The sequence below is a fragment of the Pedobacter sp. R-06 genome, assembly GCF_049913135.1.
Lineage (GTDB): Bacteria > Bacteroidota > Bacteroidia > Sphingobacteriales > Sphingobacteriaceae > Pedobacter.
Window position 1 is genome coordinate 2,324,979 of the sequence record NZ_CP183977.1, and the last position, 19,292, is coordinate 2,344,270.

The 19,292-nt window shown below is 38.9% G+C and carries 10 protein-coding genes; 9 read left to right on the forward strand and 1 reads right to left on the reverse strand.

The window, feature by feature from the left end; genetic code table 11:
• The first annotated feature begins 3 nt into the window (after positions 1 to 3).
• From ACN9MR_RS09575 to ACN9MR_RS09585, 3 genes are all read left to right on the forward strand, one after another.
• Positions 4 to 3,624, forward strand: a complete 3,621-nt coding sequence (locus tag ACN9MR_RS09575; RefSeq protein WP_426329476.1) for a malectin domain-containing carbohydrate-binding protein — start codon at positions 4 to 6, stop codon at positions 3,622 to 3,624.
• A 98-nt stretch (positions 3,625 to 3,722) separates the two neighbouring features.
• Positions 3,723 to 5,291, forward strand: a complete 1,569-nt coding sequence (locus ACN9MR_RS09580; RefSeq protein ID WP_426329477.1) for a sodium:solute symporter — start codon at positions 3,723 to 3,725, stop codon at positions 5,289 to 5,291.
• A gap of 57 nt (positions 5,292 to 5,348) precedes the next feature.
• The gene (locus tag ACN9MR_RS09585) at positions 5,349 to 6,281 is read left to right on the forward strand and encodes a dihydrodipicolinate synthase family protein (protein ID WP_426329478.1); all 933 of its coding nucleotides are present in this window, start codon (positions 5,349 to 5,351) and stop codon (positions 6,279 to 6,281) included.
• 211 nt (positions 6,282 to 6,492) lie between these two features.
• On the opposite strand, the gene ACN9MR_RS09590 is transcribed toward ACN9MR_RS09585, so the two are convergent.
• Positions 6,493 to 7,362, reverse strand: coding sequence for an AraC family transcriptional regulator (locus tag ACN9MR_RS09590; protein WP_426329479.1), 870 nt, complete (start codon positions 7,360 to 7,362; stop codon positions 6,493 to 6,495).
• Positions 7,363 to 7,586: 224 nt separating this feature from the next.
• On the opposite strand from ACN9MR_RS09590, the gene ACN9MR_RS09595 reads away from it, so the two are divergent.
• From ACN9MR_RS09595 to ACN9MR_RS09620, 6 genes are all read left to right on the forward strand, one after another.
• Positions 7,587 to 9,221 carry a fucose isomerase gene (locus ACN9MR_RS09595; protein WP_426329480.1) on the forward strand — a complete coding sequence of 545 codons (1,635 nt, stop codon included), beginning with the start codon at positions 7,587 to 7,589 and terminating at the stop codon, positions 9,219 to 9,221.
• Between the two features lie 10 nt (positions 9,222 to 9,231).
• Positions 9,232 to 9,900 (forward strand): DUF3826 domain-containing protein, encoded by a 669-nt coding sequence (locus ACN9MR_RS09600; protein WP_426329481.1) that lies wholly within the window; start codon positions 9,232 to 9,234, stop codon positions 9,898 to 9,900.
• Positions 9,901 to 10,302: 402 nt separating this feature from the next.
• Complete coding sequence (locus ACN9MR_RS09605) at positions 10,303 to 13,539, forward strand: SusC/RagA family TonB-linked outer membrane protein (RefSeq protein WP_426329482.1); 3,237 nt, start codon at positions 10,303 to 10,305, stop codon at positions 13,537 to 13,539.
• 36 nt (positions 13,540 to 13,575) lie between these two features.
• Positions 13,576 to 15,591, forward strand: coding sequence for a RagB/SusD family nutrient uptake outer membrane protein (locus ACN9MR_RS09610; RefSeq protein ID WP_426329483.1), 2,016 nt, complete (start codon positions 13,576 to 13,578; stop codon positions 15,589 to 15,591).
• A 393-nt stretch (positions 15,592 to 15,984) separates the two neighbouring features.
• Positions 15,985 to 17,640 (forward strand): pectate lyase family protein, encoded by a 1,656-nt coding sequence (locus ACN9MR_RS09615; RefSeq protein WP_426329484.1) that lies wholly within the window; start codon positions 15,985 to 15,987, stop codon positions 17,638 to 17,640.
• A 1-nt stretch (position 17,641) separates the two neighbouring features.
• Positions 17,642 to 19,282, forward strand: coding sequence for a pectate lyase family protein (locus tag ACN9MR_RS09620; RefSeq protein WP_426329485.1), 1,641 nt, complete (start codon positions 17,642 to 17,644; stop codon positions 19,280 to 19,282).
• Positions 19,283 to 19,292: the final 10 nt, after the last annotated feature.

Consider the following 19,292-nt stretch of genomic DNA (forward strand, 5'->3'; position numbering starts at 1 on the left):
AATATGAACAACAAAATCGTCATTGCGAGGAGGAACGACGAAGCAATCTCCCTTAGAAGAGACTTATTTAAAGTTAATTTTTTTATTGTTTTTTGCTCCATGAGCCTTGGGTCGTGTCGCCACGAACCAAAAAGAATTCAATTTAAACTGTTGCTTTTACTGCTGTTATGCTTCATCCATTTTTATGGAGCAAGTTCACTATATGCACAAAACCAAACCCGGAAAGACATTTTATTAAACGCCAATTGGCTTAGCATTGCCGATGAGAAAAACAAAAATGCTTTTGATGGCTTTCAGCTGGCTAACTACAAACCCTTAAACTGGAAGAATGTAAATGTTCCACATAACTGGGATCAATACGAAGGTTATCAACGCAAACTTCATGGCAATAAACATGGTTATGCCTGGTACCGCAAGACATTCAAAACTAACGAAGTTAAACAGGGAAAAAGGTTCTTTTTGTACTTCGAAGGCGTTGGCTCTTACGCAAGCATCTGGTTAAATGGCAAAAAAGTAGGTGAGCATGCAGGCGGCAGAACAACTTTTACATTAGATGTTACTGCTGCAATTAAACTGAGCAGTCAGGAGAACATTTTAGCAGTCCGGGCCGATCATCCTGCAAATATTCAGGATTTACCCTGGGTGGATGGCGGTTGCTCTACCGAACGTGGTTTTTCAGAAGGTTCACAGCCCATGGGTATTTTTCGTCCGGTACATTTAATTGTGACTAGTGATATCCGAGTTGAACCTTTTGGTATCCACATTTGGAACGATAATAAAATTTCAGAAAATGCAGCCATTCTGAATCTGAGTACCACAGTTAAAAACTATAGTTTAAAGCTTAAAAAGGTATCCATAATCAACAGATTACTAGATCAAAATGGGAAGCCGGTTAAAGAATTAACGAAAACAATAATTCTTTCCGGTGGCAAAGAAGTTCAGATTGATCAGCAGACCGATAAAATCATTAATCCGGAATTGTGGTCTCTAGAAAACCCATATCTATACACTTTACAAACCTCCATCGTAGAAAATGGAAAAATTGTAGATGAGCTGAAAACGCCCTATGGCATCCGGTGGATCAGTTGGCCTATTGACGAACAAGCGAACCAGAAACAGTTTCTGTTAAATGGTAAACCTGTTTTTATTAATGGGATTGCAGAATATGAACATTTAATTGGGCAGAGCCATGCTTTTAGCAACGAGCAGATCAGTTCGAGGGTAAGGCAAATTAAGGCAGCAGGTTTTAATGCCTTCCGTGATGCACATCAACCACACAATTTATTGTATTCAGATTATTGGGATAAGGAAGGGATTTTATGCTGGACCCAAATGGCTGCACATATCTGGTACGATACACCGGAATTCCGGAAGAATTTTAAGTCGCTTCTAACAGACTGGGTAAAAGAACGCAGGAACAGTCCCGCAGTGGTGTTATGGGGTTTGGAAAACGAAAGCACTCTGCCCGAAGATTTCGCAAAAGAATGTACCGAACTGATCAGAAAATTAGATCCAACAGCTTCATCACAAAGAAAAGTAACCACCTGTAATGGCGGTAAAGGAACCGATTGGGACGTACCTCAAAACTGGACGGGCACTTATGGTGGTAATCCGTTAACTTATGGAGAAGATCTTCAAAGGCAGGTTTTGGTTGGCGAATACGGTGCCTGGCGAACGATTGATCTTCATGATACAGATGACAATGGTAAAGGTTATACCGAAAATAAAATGGCCGATCTGATGGAAACAAAAGTTCGCCTGGCCGAATCGGTAAAAGATAAAACCGCTGGTCATTTTTTCTGGCTTTACAGCTCACACGATAATCCGGGCAGGGTGCAAGGTGGCGAAGGATTAAGAGATCTGGATCGGGTTGGCCCGGTAAATTACAAGGGTATGTTTACGCCTTGGGAAGAACCCACAGATGTGTTCTACATGTTCAGGGCAAATTATGCCCCAAAACAAACTGAGCCTATGGTATATATTGTTTCGCATACCTGGCCAAACCGTTGGAACAAACCAGGGATAAAAGACAGTATTGTGGTTTATTCTAACTGCGATGAAGTAGAACTGTTTAATGATGTAAACGGCCAGTCTTTGGGTAAAAGAAAACGTGGTACAATAGGTACACATTTCCAATGGAACAAGCCAGATATCCAATATAATGTATTGTATGCAGTGGGCTACGTGAACGGAAAAGCTGTGGCTAAAGATCAAATACTATTGCAAAATCTGCCTCAAAGCCCAAATTTCAATACTTTAATCAAGGATGAAAAATTAACAGTACCATCTCGGGGTTATAATTATGTGTACCGTGTAAACTGCGGTGGTGGCGATTATACAGATACTAACGGGAATAAATGGTCTGCTGATCGGAACTTAACTTCATCGAATAGTTTTGGTTCAACCTCCTGGACGGCAGGTTTTACGGGTATTCCAGCATTTTTTGCCAGTCAACGCCGTACCTTTCAACCCATTGAAGGTACTAAAGATTGGAAGCTTTTTCAGACTTTCAGATTTGGCAGAGATCAGTTGAAATATCATTTTCCACTACCTGACGGCGAATATCTGGTTGAACTTTATTTTATAGAACCATGGCTGGGTATTGGCGGAGGTTTTGATGCAAGGGCCATGCGTTTATTTGATGTGGCATTTAATGGAAAAACGGTTATTAAAGATTTAGATATCTGGAAAGAGGCTGGCAGTAACACTTTATTGAAAAAAACAGTTAAAACTTCAATCAAAGGTGGCTTTTTAGAGATTAACTTCCCTGAGGTGAAAGTGGGGCAGGCAGTTATTTCGGGCATTGCCATAGCTAGTTTAAATCAAAAGATTAAACCCGCGCCAGTAAGCAATTCACTTTTAACAAGAATAAAAAATGCTGAGTTAAACAGCTGGCTGGATATTGGAGATGAACAGTTTAAAGGAGAGAAATCAGCATTTACCTATTTACCTTCAAATTTATATGGTGCAGAATGGTTAAAAGCTTCACGAAGACAGGAAAGTATCGAATTTACGGCTACTGATAGTGTTGATGCCTTTATTGCGCTGAATAAAAACAGTAGTATTCCGCAGGGATTTGAGAATACCAGAACCACACTGAGCAACAGCAATGATGAAACGTTTAATCTTTATCGCAAAAGATTTGTTCCTGACGAAAGAATCATTTTTGATAATAGTGTAGCAACTATTTTTGTATTGCCCGTTACCCATTTACAACCCGCTTATGATTTAAAAACCATCACAACCTACAAAGCTACTGATGGCATTTTAGATGGGAAAGACATTACAAAAGCAGTATTGATGGATAAACAGCGCGTAATTTTTAGTGCAACCAATGCGGGCAGCTTAACATGGAATATTTCAGTTGGTGTTGCCGATACCTATTCCTTAACCATTAAGTACCATAACCCGTCCGATCAGCCCTTGAAAGCCAAACTGGAATTTTCATCGGCAGACGGAACATTAATGAAAACAGAAATGGTTGAATTTGCACCAACTAAAACTGGAAAATGGAATTACCTGAGCACTAACACCGGGAGCATGATTAATGCCGGGACTTATAAACTCAAATTGATTGCCACAGAAACCAAAGGACTGGCAGTTGATGCTTTAGATGTTCAATAAGATAAGATGGTACAATATGTAGCCAAAATCTTATATTAATGTTGATATTTAGTCATGCATATTTGTTTTAACCAAATTAATAAACGAGCCAACAAATAATGAAAGGACTTCCTGTAGTCGATCTTGCAATCATCTTCATTTATCTTGTTGGAATGATATTAGTTGGGGTTTATTTTTCGAGGAAAAATAAAAACTCCGAGCAATTTACAAAAGCCTCGGGCCTGATCCCCGGATGGGCGATAGGTTTATCTATTTATGCAACATTTTTAAGCAGCAATACTTTTTTAGGCGTGCCCGGAAAGGCTTTCGGGAGCAATTGGAATGCATTTGTATTCAGTATTTCGATGCCCTTGGCCGCTTGGATCGCTTCAAAATACTTTGTTCCTTTTTATCGGAATACTGGCGAAATATCGGCCTACACCCATTTAGAAAAACGTTTTGGCGCATGGGCAAGAGTATATGCAGTAGTTTGTTTTTTATTAACCCAGTTGGCCAGAATGGGATCGATATTTTTTGGAATTGCACTGAGCCTACAGGCACTTACAGGGTATTCCATGCAGATGATTATGATCGTAATGGGCATTTGTATCATTGTTTATACCGTTTTAGGAGGAATTGAAGCGGTAATATGGACAGAAGTGGTACAAGCGGTGGTGAAAACTTTTGGTGCCTTACTCATCCTGTATTTAATCATTTCGAATATGCCGGGAGGCGTTTCGAAGATTGTAGAGATCGGGAAATCTGCTGACAAATTTAGCCTCGGCAGTTTTAAGTTCGATTTTGCAGGATCATCGTTTTGGGTGGTATTGCTTTATGGTTTTTTTATCAATCTGAATAACTTCGGAATGGACCAAAACTATATCCAGCGTTATCATACGGCATCATCAAGTAAAGCAGCTTCGAAATCGATCTGGTTGTGCGTGTGGTTATATATCCCGGCATCATTGCTATTTTTTATTATAGGATCTTGCTTGTATGCCTATTATGAAATCAATCCGGACTTGGTGCAGTCTATAAAACACCAGGTAGCCATAGAGCGTTTGCCCCTACATGCTTCGGCAGCAGAGGTGTTAAAGGTACAACATGCATTACAACCATCAGATTATGGCGACAAAATTATGCCACATTTCATGGTCACCAAAATTCCGATCGGTTTGGTTGGTTTAATTGTATCGGCCATTTTATCGGCTGCAATGAGCACCATAAGCTCTGGAATGAACGCCTCAGCAACGGTGTTTTCTGTTGATATTTATAAGAGATATTTTAAACCTGATGTAACGGAGAAACAAAATTTATCGCTGTTACATTTGGCCACTATTGGCTTTGGCTTATTGGGCATGATTGCTGGCATTGCCATGATCGGCGTAAAAAGCATTTTAGATGTTTGGTGGGAATTATCAGGGATTTTTGCAGCAGGAATGCTAGGGCTATTCCTTTTGGGTATTATCAGCAGGCAAACTAAAAACCATGAAGCCATAACAGCAACAATAATCGGCATTGCTGTAATTATATGGATGACATTTTCTTCACTTCTTCCTCCAGAATATGAAGTTTTTAGAAATCCTTTACATAAAAACATGATTATCGTGATCGGCACTTTAACCATTTTTTTAGCAGGACTTTTCTTAACGAAAATTAAAAATATTAAAACTAAAACAGCCCATTAAAAACCATTCTGGTTTTATCAGGCAATTAAATAGAACAATTTACCATATCAGAATATAATGGAAAACTCACAAAAAGGGTTCATCCCGGTAATGCTCACGCCTTTTTTAAGCAATGGGAACATCGATTACCCAGCCCTTACACAGCTTACTGAGATTTATTTACAGGCCGGATCATCAGGTTTATTTGCCAATTGCCTATCGAGCGAAATGTTTGAATTGACTGGTAAAGAACGAATTCAGGCCATAAAACATGTGATAAAAGTAGTGGATGGAGCGGTACCCGTAGTAGCAACCGGAACCTTTGGTGGGGAAATAAGTAAACAGGCCGATTTTGTGAAAGAAGTAAGCGATGCGGGGGTAGAAGCGGTGATTGCCATTACCAGTTTACTTGCCGAAGAAAATGAAACTGACGAGGTTTTTAACGAAAGAGTATTCGATCTTTTAGACCAGACAGATAAAATTCCATTAGGATTTTACGAATGCCCCGTGCCTTATAAAAGAGTATTGAAACCACAGCAACTAGCCGATTTTGTTTCTACTGATCGAGTGATTTACCATAAAGACACCTGCCTGGACCTCGGACAGATTAAAGAAAAACTGAAACTGACAGAAGGTAAGACTTTTGGATTATACGATGCATATATCGTACATGCGGTAGAATCGCTAAAAGCCGGATCTTCAGGCTTATCATGCATTCAAGGGAACTATTTCCCTGAATTGATTGTATGGCTCTGCGACCATTACAATGATGAAGTTTTTAAAGATGAAGTGCAGGTGGTACAACAGTTTTTAATCGATAACATGGACGTAATGCATAACGTTTACCCAGTAGTGTCGAAATATTTCCTGCAAAAGCGAGGGCTTAATATCTCGACTTTTACCCGCAGAAATGTAGGCGCATTTACGCCAAGTGTAGTAAAAGAAGTAGAAACATTGTTTGATGATTATACTTTGCTTCGCAACAATCTAAACATTAAGGTTTTTATATAGTGGTGTAATCGTCATTTCGACCGAAGTGGAGAAATCTTTGTAAATAGATATCTCTATTTCGCTGCGCCGTAGTCGAGGACGATATCGTTTATGTTCAGTCGTCATCCTGAACTTGTTTCAGGATCTATTTTGCTAGTAATTTTTGAGGATCTGATAATGTATTGCAGTATAGATGCTGAAATAAATTCAGCATGACGATCACTATGAAAAGCTAATTCAAATACTTCCTTTTATAGTCTAAAGGCGTCATCCCCGTAACCTTTTTAAAGTGCCTGTAGAAATTAGACACATTATTAAAACCACAATCGAAACAGATCATTTCGGTAGGTAGCTTGTTTTCAATCAGGAAACGGCAGGCATGGCTCACCCTAATTTCGATCAGAAAATCATAAAAGGTTTTCTTTGTCATCAGTTTAAAATACCTGCAGAAAGAAGTTACGCTTAAATTACTTAATGAAGCCACTTCTTCCAATGTAATATCCTTTTTATAATTACTCAGGGTATAATTACAGATTTTATTGATACGGAGTGTTTCAGACTCATTGCTTTGATAGAATGTATTTTTGCTCGTTACAATCGTCGAAAATTCATCCGTTTCTGCCAATGTTTTTAAGATAGATAAGAGGATAATGATCCGGTCCAAATTGGTCGCATCAACAGCAGCCCGCATTAAATCAACCAGTTTATCTTTAGCTTTCCCTTTAATTACCATTCCGCTTTTTGCTTTTTCGAATAGTTTAGGAATCAGATAAGCTTCAGGTAAAGTAAGCAGATATTTCCCCAGGCAATCGGGTAAGAAATGGATTACCATGGCTTCGGTTGTAAGATCGGGGTTATTTTGAAAATATTCATCTTTACAACGCCAGGTATGCGGTAAGTTTTCTCCCAAAAGCACCATCTCATCTGGCACAAAATTACTGATGTTGTCGCCAATAAAACGAACGCCTTCTCCTTTGATTACATAATGCAATTCCAGTTCAGGATGGTAATGCCAGATATTTCCAAAATCAGGTTTGATATCATGACGGATGCTAAAGGAACTTTGTAAGGTAATTGGAACTTTATGAAAATGAGGTTTCATGTAACTAATAAATATTTGGTTAGGACTGCATTACAATATTCAACAAATTATGCCACAGCGGTCTAAAGTTAACGAGTTTAATGATAACATCCTATATTAATTTGATAAAAACTATCAGAAAATAGTGTTTTTCATTGTTGAGTTTTGTATATAGCCGTAAAGGCATAACCCAAATATAAGCAGACAAATTATTTTTATATAAATTATTTGTTCATTAATAAATTATGAGACAAGTCAAACAAGGCGAAATTCTACTGGTTTCTAGCGGAGATTTACGGCTTTCGGCAAATCAAAACTGCTGGGCTGCCCAAATTGAAATGGAGCAAAAATTAACGCTGGCTATCGAGCAATTTGGCTGGAAAGTTAAACGTGCCCATCCTTACAATTCAACAAAAAAACATGGCTTTATCGATTCGCAAAGAATGGGTATGGATATCTTTAGAAATATTGATCCTGACCAGCCTTTAATTGTGGCAGAAAGTGTTTGGCAATACTCTCATCATGTATTTGCAGGTCTTACCACACATCGCGGACCAATATTAACCGTAGCCAACTGGAGCGGACAATGGCCTGGTTTGGTGGGCATGTTAAACCTAAATGGTTGTTTAACCAAGGCAGCTATACCTTATAGTACTTTATGGAGTGAAGATTTTACTGATGATTTTTTTACTGAAGGATTACAGGAATGGCTCTCGACTGGTAAAATCAGCTACGATCAAAGTCATGTAAAAAGTTTTGCGCTCAGTAAAATCCCAACGGGTGATGACAAGACAGGAAGAACCTTTGCCCGGAATTTAAAAGCGCGCAAAGTAATTATGGGCGTGTTTGATGAGGGCTGCATGGGTATGTACAATGCTATCATACCCGATGAATTACTCCATAGGACCGGTTTTTTTAAAGAACGTTTAAGTCAATCGGCGCTGTACGCGGCTATGTTACAGGTAACGGATGCTGAGGCAGAAGCCGTTTTAGATTGGCTTTTACAAAAAGGCATGACTTTTAACTGGGGCACCGAAGAAGAAACCCAGTTAACAAAAAGACAAACACTTGAACAGTGCAAAATGTATATTGCAGCCTTAAGGATTGCAGATGATTTTAGCTGCGATACCATTGGGATACAATACCAACAAGGCCTAAAAGATTTAACCGTTGCGAGTGATCTGGTAGAAGGTTTATTAAATAACGAAGACCGTCCGCCGGTATTTTCTGTAGATGGTAAAGAACTCTACCCAAAACGTGCTTTACCACATTTTAACGAGGTAGATGAATGTGCAGGTTTAGATGCTCTGGTAACCTACAATCTTTGGAAAGAACTGGGAATGACCGGAGAAAACACCCTTCACGATATCCGTTGGGGCGAATATTACAAAAATGATGATGTAAATGGTTTTGTTTGGTTGTTTTTAATTTCTGGAGCAGCACCACCTGCACATTTTATTGATGGTTATGCCGGAGCAAGCAGCGATAGGCAGCCTGCTATGTATTTCCGTTTAGGCGGTGGGTCGTTAAAAGGTGTTAGTAAACCGGGTTTCATTGTTTGGAGCCGTGTTTATATAATGGATAATGAATTACATTGCGATTTAGGCGTTGGGGAAGTAGTAGCTTTGCCTGAAGAAGAAACCAAAAGACGGTGGAACGGAACAACACCCGAATGGCCAATTATGCATGCCATTTTAAAAGGTGTAAGCCGCGATCAGCTGATGGCCAGACATAAAGCCAATCACATTCAGGTGGTTTATGCCAATTATGAAGCAGGAGCACATGAAGCTTGCCGTATTAAAGCCGCTGCATTGGATGAACTTGGCTTAAAAGTGCATTTTTGCGGAGATGTTAGTCTAAAAAAAATAAATACAATTTAAATATAAAGACATGAAATCATCAATTTTAGCCTTATTGTTAACCTTCTCGGGCATGACCACCATTTTTGCTCAGGGCAACGCAGTTGCAGATAAGGAAGCTTATACCAAAATGATTACCGAGCGTTCGGCTAAAATTGTCGCCAATCTGGGGATTACAGATGCAAAGAAAACCGAAAAAGTGACAGTAATCATCAGAAATCAATATAGTGATTTAAATGATATTTATGCCGCACGCGATGCCCGTGTTAAAGCAATAAAAGAGAAAAACAAAGACAATAAAGTAGAACGCGATTCAGCGCTTGCTAAAGATGCCCGTGTTGTAGAAGCATCATTGGCTAAACTTCATAAAAAATACATCAGCAAACTTTCGGCACAACTCACTAATGAACAGGTTGACCTGGTTAAAAATGGCATGACCTATAATGTATTGCCGATTACTTACAAGGCTTATCAGGAACAGATTTTAACTTTAACCGAAGATCAGAAAAAACAGATCCTGATCTGGTTAACCGAGGCTAGAGAACATGCCATGGATGCAGAATCATCAGATAAAAAACATGCCTGGTTTGGTAAGTATAAAGGCAGGATAAATAATTACCTATCGGCCGCCGGATATGATTTAAAGCAGGAAGGGATAGAGTGGGAGAAGCGCCGAAAAGCAAAGGTTGAAAATAATTAAAGACTTGTTGTTTTAGACAGACATTAATATTGTTTTTTGCTCACAATAAGCGCTATAAAATATTTAATTATTTTTATTTAAGAATATTGTATTTATATATGAATTATTTTATATCTTGTATCATCAATTAAAAAATGGATTAAAGGGTAATGATATGTACTACATTTTATGGCAGCATATTCACCTGAAATATAAAATCACGTTTTTTTTGATTGTTAATATACTTTCTAACCAAAAAAATATCTAACTCAAAAATAGAAAACAAGCAAAGCTATAGATCGTTTCCTTTTGTTTTACTTTAATAAGTAATGTTTTGACATTTATTTAGTCGCAAAAGATAAGATAATGATCTAGGGGGGAGCGCTCAGGCTTACCAGAATTAAAAACTAACCAAATAATAAGATGAATTTAAAATTTTTACGCAAAATTTCTTTGCCCTTGCTATTCATGCTATTGGCAAGCGCAGTACTCTTTGCTCAGGATCGAAAGGTTACGGGTAAAGTTGTCGATCAGGCAGATGGGCAGGGAATACCGGGGGTAAATGTAAGTTTAAAAGGTATTCCAAGTAATGTGAGTACCAATGCTGACGGTGTTTACACTATTCAGGTAAAATCTGATGCAGATGTTCTTGTATTCTCATTTATAGGATATGTAAGGCAGCAGGTAACAGTAGGTAAACAAACCAATATTGTTGTACGTTTAGTTCCGGAAAACAAGAGCCTCGAAGATGTGGTTGTTGTTGGTTACGGTACGCAAAAGAGAAGTCATTTAACAGGTGCTGTTGTAGATATAAAGGCAACTGAAGTGGAAGACTTACCTGCAAGTAATATAGGTGCTGCACTGGCGGGAAAAATATTGGGTGTTGGGGTGAGCGGAGGTATTTCAAGACCAGGTTCTACAGCAAAGTTGACCATCAGAAACCCGAACACTATTTTCTCTAAAGATGGCGGTTCTACCGACCCGCTATATGTAATAGACGATGTAATTCAGATCAATCCTCAAAACGGACAACCTGATGCTACCCTCTTTAATAACCTCGATCCTTCTGAAATAGAAAGTTTATCTTTCCTAAAAGATGCATCTGCAGCTATTTATGGTACAAGAGCAGGTAATGGAGTAGTGCTAGTAAAAACTAAACGCGGTAAAATCGGACCTCCACGCATCAGTTATAGCGGCTCGTATGCTTTTAATGACGAAGCTTATCGAACTAAAATGATGAGCGCCTATCAGTTTGGGATGTATTATAACATTATGAACGGACCGAATGGCGCTAATGTAAATCCAACAGGTGCTTCAGCAGCTGATAGTTTTTTTAGTCAGGATGAATTAGAGCATTTCAAAAATATCAATTACGATTGGTTAGAAGATGCCTGGAAATCATCCTATAACATGAAACACACTTTAAGTATCTCCGGAGGTACAGACCGTGCAACCTATTTTGGTGATGTTGCTTATTACAAGCAAGATGGAAACCTTTCGAGCCTTGATTTTAAACGTTGGAACTTTAGATCAGGTGCTGATATTAAGGTGGCAACCAATCTGAAGGTTGGTTTACAGGTTTCAGGAAACAATAGCGAACTCATTAAAACCTTTAATAAAATCGGTAGTGAGCTAGATGACAACGATTACCGGAACCTCATCCTTGCACCTCGTTACGTGCCGATGTATATTAATGGATACCCTGTAAAACTACCAGGAACCACTAATGATTTTTCTACCTATCATTTCTACGAAATCGAGAAATTAGGCAATCTGGCGAACACCAGAAATACCAACTTTACGATAAATTTAAATGCTCAATACGATATTCCGTTCGTTAAAGGTCTAAGTGCAAGAGCTGCATATTCTAGGAATATGGGTAGCAGCAATGGATCACAGATCGGAACAAAATATAATGTTTACACCTTTAAAAAATTAGGTACTAATGAACATATTTACGATGGGGCAACATTACCAACAGCTCTTGTTGCTTCTAATGGTAATCGGTTATACTATTCCAATACGACACAAAATTCAACACAATCAAACTTTGTGCTAACCTACAACAGGTCGTTCGGAAAACATACAATAGGTGCTTTAGCTACGGTAGAAAGATCTGAGCAGGCCTTTAATAATGAGGTTGTATTTAAAGCAGATCCGATCCAACAAACAAATGGCCAGTTTAACTCAGCAACCGGCGCGATAGATGGAAGTACTACAAAATCAGAAGGAGGATCTCTATCATACGTTGCGAGAGCAAACTACAGTTACGCAGATAAGTACCTTGCAGAATTTATGTTTAGAAGCGATGCTTCTACCAAATTTGCTCCGGGTAACTATTGGGGTAATTTCTATTCGGGCTCATTGGGCTGGGTAATTTCAGAAGAAGATTTTTTTAAAGTACCTGGTATTGACTTCTTAAAACTAAGGTACTCAATAGGTTTATTAGGTAACGATCAAACTAAGGCCTGGTTATGGAGACAGCGTTATACCTTCCAGGATGGTAAGGGAGCAGTATTTGGTGGAGATGGAAATGCAACTGCAGGGTATAAAATGGAGGCATCTCCAAACCCTGATGCAACCTGGAGCGACGAGCTTAAAAACAACGTAGGTATTGATGCTAAATTTTTAAAAAACCGACTTACATTATCTCTGGATGGTTATTATAATCACGCAACAAATATTTTAACAGAGGTAACATCTAATATTCCAATCACGATTGGTGGTTCGGTAGCCTCGCAAAATTATGCTACAGCAGATTACTTTGGTTACGAACTGGGAATTGGTTGGAACGATAAAATCGGGAAGGATTTTAGTTATGGCGTAGATTTTAGATTTGCTTGGTCAGATAATAAAGTAATTAAAGCAGATTACAACGCAAATGATGTTCTGTATCCTTGGAATCCACGTAATGGAACTTCATCTGATGTTGGTAAATGGGGTTATGATTATTTAGGCATGTTTAAAGATCAGCAAGAAATCGATGCTTATGTTAGTCAGTACAAAATTACCTCGGTAAATCCAGGTGCTGCCGGTAGCGGATCAGCAGTGTTGGCCAAAGATTTAAAGCCAGGTATGCTCTATTATAGAGATGTTAGAGGACCTTTACAGCCTGATGGATCTTTTGCGGGTCCAGACGGTATAATTGACTTTAATGATCAGGTACAGTTATCAAAAAAAGCCACCAACCATTATGGTTACGGAACAACATTAAAGGCAAATTATAAAGGAATAGGAATAGAGGCGGTAATTTCAGGCTCATTTGGGGGATGGTCGGAAATCGATGCCCGTAAAAAAATGAACAATTCTATTTCACGTACTTTTGCGAGTGTGCCAGAAATCTGGGGTGATATTTATGATCCCATCCTAAACCCAACAGGTACCATGCCAAACCCAAATTGGGAAGCCACTAGCTTAAGTCCAACATCAAATTTCTGGAAAGTTTCTTCATTTAGAATGCGTTTGGCCAGCTTACAGTTAAATTACTCTCTGCCAAAAGCTTGGCTTGAAAAAGTTAAAGTAAGCAATGTACGTGTTTATGCAACAGCGTTAAATCCTTATAATTTCTATAACCCATATTCATATAGAGACAGTGATACGGCATACGACGTTTTTCCGAACCTGAAAACATTTTCTTTTGGATTAAACGTAACGTTTTAACAATTAAAAATAGTTGTACTATTAGATTTTAGAGACATGAAAAAGATTAATAAAATATATGTTTTGGTTTCGCTGGTTATATTAACTGCGAGCTGCAAAGACAGTTTTTTAGAAGAGAAAAAAGATTACGCAGGCTTTAATGAGCAGGTTTTTCAAGAAGCCTCACTGGCTCAGGGATATGTAGATTATGTATACGGGTTGTTTTTACCAGCAAACAATGGTACGCCTAATGTGCAGGTACAGAGTGCTACAGATAACGGCACTTACAGTTCGGCCTTTACCCAAACAACTGATGAGCTGGCTGGTGAGACGGACTGGAATAAAGAATGGGCACAGATTTCTTATGTGAATACAAATGCATTGAAATACTTTGGTCAACGTTTGCCAAACAGTGTGGCTAATAACACCTGGACCCGCATGAAAGAGATTAATCTTTTTCTTCAGGAAATTGACAAACATGGTTTAACAACAGACATAACCAATAAATTTAAAGGACAGATGTACTTTTGGAGAGCCTGGCAATATTTCGAATTGGTTAAGTTATATGGTGGAGTACCATTGGTTTTAACGCCCCAAGATCCGATTGTTTCTTCCGGACCAGCGAATGAAATACAAAGAAGTTCATCTTCTGCTTGTATCGAACAGATTGTTAAAGATTTAGATCTGGCAATTTCTTTATTGCCTGGAAAATGGACAGGAGTAGATAATGGTAGAATTACATCTGGTGCCGCTGCTGCGTTAAAAGGCAGGGTACTCTTAACATGGGCAAGTCCGCTTTTTAACCGCACTGATGACAGGGCACGTTGGGAAAGAGCCTACCAGGCAAATCTAGCAGCAAAAACCTTATTAGAGACTAATGGTTTTGGTTTATATAAAGTAGGAGGAACAGCAAATGGAGTGGCATGGGGAAATATGTTTATAGCTGATAACAGTATCGAATCTGTATTCGCTTTTGGCTTTAATGCTTTAACAACCGGAAATCCACAAAAAAACAATGGTTGGGAGCAGGCTACACGTTCACGTGAAATTAATGGTGCCGGATCAATATCGCCAACCAAACAGATTGTAGATGCCTTTCCAATGAGAGATGGCAAGCCGATTACCGCCTCATCTTCAACATATCCATATTCTGACGCTAAATTCTACAAAAACAGAGATCCTAGGTTTTATAAAACATTTGTATATAATGGAGCCATCTGGCCCTATTCTGGTGCAGCTAATTATAAGCAATGGACTTATGTTTGGAAAAAAACGGCAACAGCAGGCTATAATGGCACTACTGAAACAAAAGGAGCCAATGCAAGCGGTATATATTTATGCAAAGCTAATAATCCAAATGCAAACAACTCCATTGGTAATTTCAGTAATAGTCCAACAGATTATATGGAAATAAGATTTGCTGAAGTAGTACTTAACTTAGCCGAATCGGCTATTGGCACAGATAAACTTAGCGAAGGTTTTGAAGGCATTAAATCTATAAGAGATAGGGCAGGTATTTTAGCGGGTACTGATGGGTCTTATGGTTTGGGTGTTGGTTTAAGCCGCGACCAATTATTTGCCGCCGTATTAAATGAAAGAAAAATAGAATTCGCTTATGAAAGTAAACGTTTTTGGGATTTAAGGAGATGGATGTTATTTGAGTCAGGCACAACTACAGCTAGATTAGGTTTTGCTCCATTAAACGGTACCCGCAGAACTGGTTTTTATATCGGTGTTAAAACCACTGCAGGTGCAGATTACGTTGGTGCAAATGATCCATTATTAAAACCTGCTACAGGAACAGCTCCGTTAATCGACAGAGACCCAGCTACCTATCCTGCAGGTATAACAACATACGATCAATACCTTGATTACCTTTACGATAACTATTTTAAAGTAAGCGTTAGAGATGATCTTGACAAAACAAGCCCAGCGAATTGGAAATTCACATGGTATCCTCAATATTATTTCTTTGGAATCAATCAAACTGTATTATCAGCAAGTCCCTATCTACAACAAACAACAGGTTGGGATAGCATGAATGGTGCTGGTACCTTCGATCCATTAAAGTAATTACAGAAGATCTTGGGGTGGTTTGCTCACCGCCCCGGTTTTTTTATATTTGGTTTTTGAAAAAAGGGAACATTAATTTGTTTCCTTTTTTTTATTTAAGAATGTTACATTTATATATGAATTTTATTCCTATCTTGTAACATGGCTGAGAGAATGAATTTAATTTGTTACAGGCATTTTTGGCAATTGATAAGATTATACAATAGATAGCCAAAATTATACATTAAACAGCTGCTTTTTGCATGCAAATTTGAAAGATAATATACTTTCTAACCAAAATTACTTACAAGGATAGACAAAGAAATGAGCCACGATTTTCAATATCAGCAATTAGATTTTTTCTGCTAGTTAAAATATTTCGTAATTTCTTTCTCTTCCCAACGAACAACACAAATGAAAAAGAACATTTTAAATCTGTTGCTAACAACAGCATTAATACTCTCCGCAAATTATACCTTTGCCCAATATCCGAATATCCCTGCTGACATCAAAAAATCATCTGATTCAATGATGAAGGAAGCTTATCACCAATCTGATATTGCCTGGGAAAAGGCCAAGCCGATTATTGCAAAAGAAGCTGCAGAAGGTAAACCTTATATTCCTTGGGCAGGTAGACCAAACGATTTGCCCCAATCTAAATTACTGGCCTTTCCAGGTGCTGAAGGCGGAGGCGCTTATAGCTTTGGTGGCCATGGCGGTAGGGTTATTGTAGTTAAAAACTTAAACGATAGCGGTCCGGGTTCGTTGCGTGATGCCTGCGAACAGGGCGGTGCAAGGATTGTAGTTTTTAATGTTGCAGGAATTATTAGGCTTAAAACACCATTGATTATCCGTGCACCCTATATTACCATTGCCGGACAAACGGCTCCTGGAGATGGTGTTTGTGTGGCTGGCGAATCGGTTTGGTTAAATACCCACGACGTAATTGTGCGTTTTATGCGTTTTAGAAGGGGTGAAACCTTTGTAGGCCGCAGAGATGATGCCATTGGTGGTAATCCGGTAGGTAATATTATGATCGATCACGTTTCGGCAAGTTGGGGTTTGGATGAAAACATGTCGATGTACCGCCACATGTACAACGATAGTACCGGCAAAACTGAAGAAAAACTGGGAACGGTGAACATCACCATTCAAAATTCGATATTTTCAGAAGCATTAGACTATTGGAACCATGCTTTTGGTTCAACCTTGGGTGGCGAAAACTGTGCTTTTGTACGTAACCTTTGGGCTGATAATGGCGCCCGTAACCCCTCAATTGGCTGGAACGGCATATTTAACTTTGCAAATAATGTAGTTTTCAACTGGAACAACCGCTCTACAGATGGTGGCGATTATACTGCACAGTACAACATCATCAATAACTTTTATAAACCAGGACCCGTTACCGAACTAAAAGATCCAATCAGTTACCGCATTTTAAAACCAGAGTCTGGCCGCAGTAAATTACCTTATGTTGTTTTTGGCAGGGCTTATGTAGCTGGAAACATCATCGACGGCAATGAAAAAGTAACCAAAAACAACTGGGATGGGGGTGTTCAATTAGAAGATAAAAAAGGAAATTTAATGTCTTTCGAAGCGGCAAGTAAATATTTCGCAGCGATGAAAGCTAAAGATCCATTCCCGATGCCTAAAATCAGCATTATCCCAACGCTACAAGCAAAAGAGTATGTATTAGCAAATGCAGGTGCTACCTTACCAAAGCGAGATCCGGTTGATACCCGTGTAGTTAAACAGGTAGCCACCGGAAAAATTGAAGTTCATCCTAACGCTAAACCATCAGCATTTCAATTCGAACACCGCAGATTACCTGGCGATTCTTATAAGCAAGGTATCATTACAGAAGTTTCTCAGGTGGGCGGTTATCCTGAATATAAAGGAACGCCATATAAAGATAGCGACGACGATGGCATGCCAGACGCATACGAAATAAAAAATGGCTTGAATCCTAAAGATGCATCCGATGCAGCAAAAATCACTAAAAGTGGTTATTCGAACATCGAAGTATATTTAAACAGTGTGGTTCCTGTTTCAATCGTAAAACCAAACTAATATGCGTGCCTGGAATTCAATTTTTAGCATAATAGCGCTTTGTGGTATTGGAAATGTGGCTTTTGCGCAATATCCGGTAATCCCAGAGGCTATGGAAAAGAAAGCCGATTCGCTTTTAAAAAGCATTGAAGAAAAATCCGAACTGCAATTTTTAAAAGTAAAACACATTGTAGATGAAGAAGCAAAACATGGTAAACCTTATATTCCATGGGCAGCCAAACCAGGCGATTTGCCACAAGCTAAAACAGTAGCCTTTCCGGGTGCCGAAGGTGGTGGTGCTTATTCTTTTGGCGGCCGCGGAGGAAAAGTTTATGTGGTAACAAGTCTCGAAGATTCGGGCAGCGGAACTTTACGCGAGGCCTGCGAGCAAGGCGGTGCCCGAATCATTGTTTTTAACGTTTCGGGGGTTATCAAATTAAAAACTCCACTGATTATCCGTGCACCTTATATCACCATTGCCGGTCAGAGTGCACCTGGTGATGGGATCTGTGTGGCTGGCGAATCGGTTTGGATCAATACACATGATGTGGTGATCCGTTATATGCGTTTCCGTCGTGGCGCAACCGATGTTACCCGTAGAGATGATGCCATTGGCGGAAATCCTGTCGGAAACATCATTATCGATCATGTTTCGGCAAGTTGGGGACTAGATGAAAACATGTCGATTTACCGCCATGTTTACGATCCAAAAGACGGTTCTAAACCTGTAAAATTACCTACTGTAAACGTTACCATCCAGAATTCGATCTTTTCTGAGGCTTTGGATACCTATAACCATGCTTTCGGAAGTACAATTGGTGGTTTGAACAGTACTTTTATGCGTAATCTTTGGGCATCAAATATCAGCCGGAACCCATCTGTCGGGATGTACGGTGATTTTGGTTTTGCAAATAATGTGATCTTCAACTGGTGGAATAGGAGTGCCGATGGTGGCGATAATGCCTCATTTTATAGTTTCATCAACAATTATTATAAACCTGGCCCCATTACGCCTGCCGGAGAACCGATTTCTTATCGTATCTTAAAACCTGAATCGGGTAGAGATAAAAAATTTGCCAACGAATTTGGTAAAGCTTACGTAACCGGAAATATTATAGAAGGAAATGAAAAGGTAACCAAAAACAATTGGGATGGCGGTGTTCAGCCTGAAAGTAAAAGAGATAAACAAAAGTTGTTAGATTCGATGAAAGTAGATAAACCTTTGCCAATGGCTAAAATTTCCATCATTGATACTAAAAAAGCTTATGATTATGTTTTGGCCAATGCAGGTGCATCTTTACCTGTTCGCGATGCAGTAGACCAACGTATTATCAAACAGGTTGCAACAGGAAAAATTGAGCATGTTGAAGATGGGAAATTACCTACTCAACAAAGTTATGTGAAACGTCGTTTACCTGCCGATTCTTATAAAAAAGGAATTATTTCAGATATCGCACAAGTAGGCGGTTATCCTGAATATAAAGGAAAACCTTATGTAGATACCGATAAGGATGGTATTCCTGATGCTTGGGAAACAAAAAATGGTTTAAACCCAAAAGATGCTAAGGATGCTTCAAAAATTTCGAAATCAGGCTATGCCAATATCGAAGTTTATTTGAATAGTTTGGTAGATATCAATAAAGTGAGGCCTGCAAAAGATTAAAGAAAAAAGA

Excerpts from the sequence above, each read along its gene's own strand:
- ACN9MR_RS09605 (WP_426329482.1), top strand. The coding sequence starts at position 10,303 with ATGAATTTAAAATTTTTACGCAAAATTTCTTTGCCCTTGCTATTCATG.
- ACN9MR_RS09610 (WP_426329483.1), top strand. The coding sequence starts at position 13,576 with ATGAAAAAGATTAATAAAATATATGTTTTGGTTTCGCTGGTTATATTA.
- ACN9MR_RS09615 (WP_426329484.1), top strand. The coding sequence starts at position 15,985 with ATGAAAAAGAACATTTTAAATCTGTTGCTAACAACAGCATTAATACTC.
- ACN9MR_RS09575 (WP_426329476.1), top strand. The coding sequence starts at position 4 with ATGAACAACAAAATCGTCATTGCGAGGAGGAACGACGAAGCAATCTCC.
- ACN9MR_RS09580 (WP_426329477.1), top strand. The coding sequence starts at position 3,723 with ATGAAAGGACTTCCTGTAGTCGATCTTGCAATCATCTTCATTTATCTT.
- ACN9MR_RS09595 (WP_426329480.1), top strand. The coding sequence starts at position 7,587 with ATGAGACAAGTCAAACAAGGCGAAATTCTACTGGTTTCTAGCGGAGAT.
- ACN9MR_RS09585 (WP_426329478.1), top strand. The coding sequence starts at position 5,349 with ATGGAAAACTCACAAAAAGGGTTCATCCCGGTAATGCTCACGCCTTTT.
- ACN9MR_RS09620 (WP_426329485.1), top strand. The coding sequence starts at position 17,642 with ATGCGTGCCTGGAATTCAATTTTTAGCATAATAGCGCTTTGTGGTATT.
- ACN9MR_RS09600 (WP_426329481.1), top strand. The coding sequence starts at position 9,232 with ATGAAATCATCAATTTTAGCCTTATTGTTAACCTTCTCGGGCATGACC.
- ACN9MR_RS09590 (WP_426329479.1), bottom strand. The coding sequence starts at position 7,362 with ATGAAACCTCATTTTCATAAAGTTCCAATTACCTTACAAAGTTCCTTT.